The 4,620-nt window shown below is 64.9% G+C and carries 4 protein-coding genes and 2 rRNA genes; 1 reads left to right on the top strand and 5 read right to left on the bottom strand.

The window, feature by feature from the left end; translation table 11 throughout:
* The 4 genes from BM436_RS35745 to BM436_RS35730 all read right to left on the bottom strand — a co-directional run.
* Positions 1–165: ribosomal RNA gene (locus tag BM436_RS35745) — 16S ribosomal RNA — on the bottom strand; the annotation flags it as partial.
* Positions 166–515: 350 nt separating this feature from the next.
* Entirely contained in the window at positions 516–1,961 is a 1,446-nt protein-coding gene (locus tag BM436_RS35740; protein WP_093561665.1) for a LutB/LldF family L-lactate oxidation iron-sulfur protein, read from the bottom strand.
* Positions 1,958–2,656 (bottom strand): LutC/YkgG family protein, encoded by a 699-nt coding sequence (locus BM436_RS35735; protein ID WP_093561667.1) that lies wholly within the window; start codon positions 2,654–2,656, stop codon positions 1,958–1,960. Before BM436_RS35735 ends, BM436_RS35740 begins: the two co-directional genes overlap by 4 nt.
* A 2-nt stretch (positions 2,657–2,658) precedes the next feature.
* Positions 2,659–3,447: a (Fe-S)-binding protein gene (locus BM436_RS35730; protein WP_093561664.1), complete on the bottom strand. Its 789-nt coding sequence runs from the start codon at positions 3,445–3,447 to the stop codon at positions 2,659–2,661.
* Between the two features lie 93 nt (positions 3,448–3,540).
* Here BM436_RS35730 and BM436_RS35725 point away from each other — a divergent pair, with 93 nt between their 5' ends.
* The gene (locus tag BM436_RS35725; protein ID WP_229491064.1) at positions 3,541–4,245 is read left to right on the top strand and encodes a FadR/GntR family transcriptional regulator; all 705 of its coding nucleotides are present in this window, start codon (positions 3,541–3,543) and stop codon (positions 4,243–4,245) included.
* A gap of 57 nt (positions 4,246–4,302) precedes the next feature.
* On the opposite strand, the gene rrf is transcribed toward BM436_RS35725, so the two are convergent.
* Positions 4,303–4,415, bottom strand: a 5S ribosomal RNA gene (gene rrf, locus BM436_RS35720).
* Positions 4,416–4,620 lie beyond the last annotated feature (205 nt).

Raw genomic sequence — 4,620 nt, 5'->3', positions numbered from 1 at the left:
ATTAGCGTAACTTTCGCTACGTTATCCCCCACTCTTGGGTACGTTCCGATATATTACTCACCCGTTCGCCACTCGCCGCCAGGTTGCCCCGCGCTGCCGTTCGACTTGCATGTGTAAAGCATGCCGCCAGCGTTCAATCTGAGCCAGGATCAAACTCTTCAGTTCAATCTCTGTTTTTCCGATACTGCTATCGGAGGTCGCTCACTCAAAATACTGACGATTCCTCTTTCGAGGTCACGTTTAATATATTGTGTAAGCGTTTAATAATTTGAGCTAAGAGGCTTGCGCCTCCGGCATCATCATCAAACGCCCACACTTATCGACTGTTAATTTTTAAAGATCTTTTCTGCAGTTTTCAGCGAATCGTTTTGTTCGCAGCAGAGAGATGAGATTATGCGGTGTTTCGTGCAGCTCGTCAACATCTTTTTCTTCTTCACTTCGCTGCACTTGCGTGCGGTGTTGCGAGGGACAGAACTATAGCAAATCATTCCCCGCCTGGCAAGCACCTCCGATACCTACTCCGCTTGCCCACGCTCGCGCATCAGGTCGGCCAGGCTGCGCCTGGCCGGCTTCAAGGGCTCGCGGTGCTGGGTCCAGCCCAGCTGGCTGGCCGGCGCGAGCGCACGCAAACGCGTCGCGGCCCAGCGGAACACGCGATACACCGCCGGCCGCGCGAACGCGCCGCTCCAGAAGCGCCACACCAGCTTTTCGCTGCGGCTGAACTTCGCTCCCTGCCCGCGCAGGGGGTGCTCCACCTCCTCGTCGGGATTGCGGTTCGCCTCGGTGCGCAACCGCACCAGCAATTCCGGTATCGGTATCCGCACCGGACACACCTCCCCGCAGGCCCCGCACAGGCTGGACGCCGTCGCCAGGTCCGCCGTCGCGTCCAGCCCGAGCAGGTGCGGCGAAATGATCTTGCCGATCGGTCCCGGATACGTGGTCCCGTAGGCGTGGCCGCCGATGCGGGCGTAAACCGGGCAGTGATTCATGCACGCGCCGCAGCGTATGCACTGCAGCGTGGAGCGCAGCTGCTCGTCCGCGTAGGCCTGCGTGCGGCCGTTGTCCAGCAGGACCAGGTGCATCTCGCGCGGCCCGTCCAGTTCTCCCGGCCGGCGCGGACCGGAGATCAGGTTGAAATAGGTGGTGATGGCCTGCCCGGTGGCGGAGCGCGTCAGCAGGCTGGCCAGGGGCACGATATGCTCGATGCTGGCGACCACCTTCTCCATGCCCATGATGGCGATGTGCACGTCCGGCACCGTGGTCGACAGGCGGCCGTTGCCCTCGTTCTCCACCAGCCACAGCGTCCCCGTGTCCGCGGCGGCGAAATTCACCCCCGACAGGCCGATGTCGGCGTCGATGAATTCCTGGCGCAGCGCGCGGCGGCCGGTCTGTATCAGCGTGTCCACGTCCTCGGTGTAGGGCGTGGCCGGTATATGCTCGGCGAACAGCGCGCCGATATCCTGCCTGGTCTTGTGGATGGCGGGCATCACGATGTGCGAGGGCTTCTCGCCCGCCATTTGCACGATGTACTCGCCCATGTCCGACTCGATGCAGCGCACGCCGCGCTCCTCGAGGTAGTGATTCAGCTCGATCTCCTCGCTGGCCATCGACTTGCCCTTGACGACGCTGCGGGCCTTGGTCTGCTGCGCGATGCCATGGATGATGCGATTGGCCTCGTCGGCCGTTTCGGCCCAATGCACCTGCACGCCGGCCGCGTTGATGTTCTCCTCCAGCTGCACCAGCAACTGCGGCAGGTTGGCCAGCGCATGCTTGCGGATCGCCTCGCCCAGGTCGCGCAACTTCTCCAGTTCCTCGCCATCCGGGAACTGCGTGACGCGCTTCGCTTGCAGGAAGTCCATCGCGCCGCGGAAGCTGGAGCGCAGCTTGGGATCGTCCAGCGCGATGCGGGCGCGTTCGCGGAAATCGGCCGAAGGCACGAAGGTCAATGGTGCGCTGCTCATGGCTTTACTCCGTCTTTTGCTTCATCCATCACGATGACGACCCACATCCAGCGCGGACCGTGCGCGCCGTAGGCCAGGGTTTGCTGAATGTCCGAAGTCTTGGAGGGGCCGGACGCCAGCACCAGGTTGGCCGGCAAGCCGTCGCTCCAGCGCTCGGCGCGTACCGCCGCGTGCATGTCCGGGAACAGCGTGCTGGCGTAGACCAGCGCGACGTGCAGCGGCGGCGCCAGCGACACGGTGCGCGGCGTGCCGGCGTCCGGCGCCAGTATCAGCGTGCCGGTGGCGGCGATGCCGGAACGGGCGACGGTGAATCCCGCGTCCACGGTATCGAACAGTTCCGCCTTCCAGGCTTCGATCGGCCGCGCGAACGGCATCGCCTCGACGCTGGCTGGCAATGCCTTCTGCAGGGCGGCGCCCTCCTCGCCGGCGGGGTCCAGCAGCAGGCGACGGGCGCCATGCTCCGCCAGCTTCGCCGCCAGCTGCGCCGGCCACTCCTCTTCGCTCGCGCACCAGACGTCGGCGCGCGACGCCGTCATCGCGCCGGCCATTTGCCGCGCCAGCTCCTCCACCGACGCCGGCCGGCGCGCCTGCGCGTAGTGCATGGCGATGCGGCCGTCGATGCCGGCCCGGCCCACCGTGGGGTCGGTGGGGGCGGCCGCGCGCAGACGGCCGAGCATGCGCTCGCGTGCGGTCATCGTCATTGCGCGCCTCCTTCCGACGCGGCGATGCCGTTCGCGCGCCGCCACAGGAAGCTGGCCATGTGCTCCACCGTCAGCGGAGCGCCCTGGTGGCGCGCCGCGTGGCCGATGTTGAGCAGGCAGCCGCAGTCGGCCGACACCAGCCGTTCGCATCCGGTGCCGCAGGCCGAAGCCACTTTGTCCTTCACCATGGCGCCGGAAATGTCCGAGTGCTTCAGGCAGAACGTGCCGCCGAAGCCGCAGCATTCGGATTCGCGCACGTGCTCGACCCGCTCCACGCCCGGCAGGCTATCCAGCAGCGCCACGCCGTGCGCGCGCGTGCCCATCTCGCGGCGCGCGCCGCACGAGGTGTGCAGCACCACGCGCTCATTGTCCTGCGGCTGTGCGGGATACCGCACGTCGAGCACCCGCACCAGGTATTCGCTCAATTCGAACACCCGTTCGGCCAGGTCGCGCGCCTTGGGTCCTGCGACCGGATCGTTTTCGAACAGCTTGGGCCAGTGATGCCGCATCATGCCCGCGCACGATCCGGAGGGAACGATCACTGGCCAGGGCTGGGCGAACAAGTCCAGCTGCGCCAGCGCGACGGCGCGCGCCTGCTCGGGATTGCCGCTGCTGTACGCCGGCTGGCCGCAGCAGCTCTGGCCGCGCGGGAAGTGGACCGTGATCCCTTCCCGCTCCAGCAGGCGCACCGCGTCCAGTCCCGCCTCGGGCATGAACAGGTCGATGACGCAGGTGCCGAACAGGTAGACCTGCTGCGAAATGGCCGGATAGTGACGTTCTTTCATATGTGCTCCGCTATGCGCGTGCTTGCGCGAACCGCCATCATTCCCCGATACTGTCAGGGTCGCAAATTGGTTGGACCAATAAAGGGAAAAGGAATGAGGTCGGGACAGAGCCAGGTGGAAGCCGTGATGCGCAAGATCGAAACGGCCTTGCTGGATGGGACCTATCCGGCCGACGCCCGCCTGCCGGCCGAGCGCGTGCTGGCCGAGCGTTACGGGGTCGCGCGCAACACTGTCCGGGAGGCGACGCAGCGCCTGGCCGCGCGCGGCCTGCTGCGCAGCAAACAGGGGGCCGGCGTGTTCGTGACCGAGCAGTTGCGCACCGGCGTGGCCTCGCCCTGGAGCCAGCTGGTGGCGGACCACCCCGCCGTGCGCGGCGACGTGCTGGAATTCCGCCGCGTGCTGGAAGGCGCCACCGCCTACTTCGCGGCCCTGCGCGGCACCGACGAGGACCGGCAGCGCATACGCGCGCAGCTCGATGCCCTGGAAGCCGCGCGCCAAGCGAACGACCAGCCGGGGGAGGCCGCGGCCGACACCAAACTGCACGAGGCGATCGCGCTGGCGTCGCACAACACCATGTTCCTGCACCTGCATGCGAGCGTGATCATCATGCTGCGCGAGCACATCACCATCACCGGCAGCAGCCTGCGCGCGCTGGAGGCGAACGACGCGGACCAACTGCTGCTGCAGCACCGCGCGATTTGCGACGCCATCTGCGAAGGGCGTCCCGACGACGCGCGCAACGCCATGCAAGGCCATATCGACTTCGTCGCCAGCCGCGTGGCGGCCAGCGGGGAATGAACCCTAAATGCGAAAAACCCCGCCGGATTTCTCCGACGGGGTTTTTCTATATAACTAGCCTGACGATAACCTACTTTCACACTGGTTGCAGCACTATCATCGGCGCAAAATCGTTTCACGGTCCTGTTCGGGATGGGAAGGGGTGGGACCGATTTGCTATGGTCATCAGGCTTTGACTTGTACGAGACATTGCTCCCGATTGGGCAGCAAGGCTCTAAAACTTGGAAGAATTCGGATTTATTATTGTAGCGATCGCGTATCAACTACGCACAACATGCGTACTTCCCGCCTACAACTTATCAATGTTATAGGGACAAGCCTTACGGGCAATTAGTACTGGTTAGCTTAACGCATTACTGCGCTTCCACACCCAGC

It is taken from the genome of Pseudoduganella namucuonensis (assembly GCF_900116645.1).
GTDB lineage: Bacteria > Pseudomonadota > Gammaproteobacteria > Burkholderiales > Burkholderiaceae_D > Rugamonas > Rugamonas namucuonensis.
This window is presented reverse-complemented; position numbering and strand designations above follow the sequence as displayed.

Bases quoted from the DNA above. Each gene is read 5' to 3' on its own strand.
- BM436_RS35730 (WP_093561664.1), bottom strand. From the start codon at position 3,447: ATGAAAGAACGTCACTATCCGGCCATTTCGCAGCAGGTCTACCTGTTC.
- BM436_RS35725 (WP_229491064.1), top strand. From the start codon at position 3,541: ATGAGGTCGGGACAGAGCCAGGTGGAAGCCGTGATGCGCAAGATCGAA.
- BM436_RS35740 (WP_093561665.1), bottom strand. From the start codon at position 1,961: ATGAGCAGCGCACCATTGACCTTCGTGCCTTCGGCCGATTTCCGCGAA.
- BM436_RS35735 (WP_093561667.1), bottom strand. From the start codon at position 2,656: ATGACCGCACGCGAGCGCATGCTCGGCCGTCTGCGCGCGGCCGCCCCC.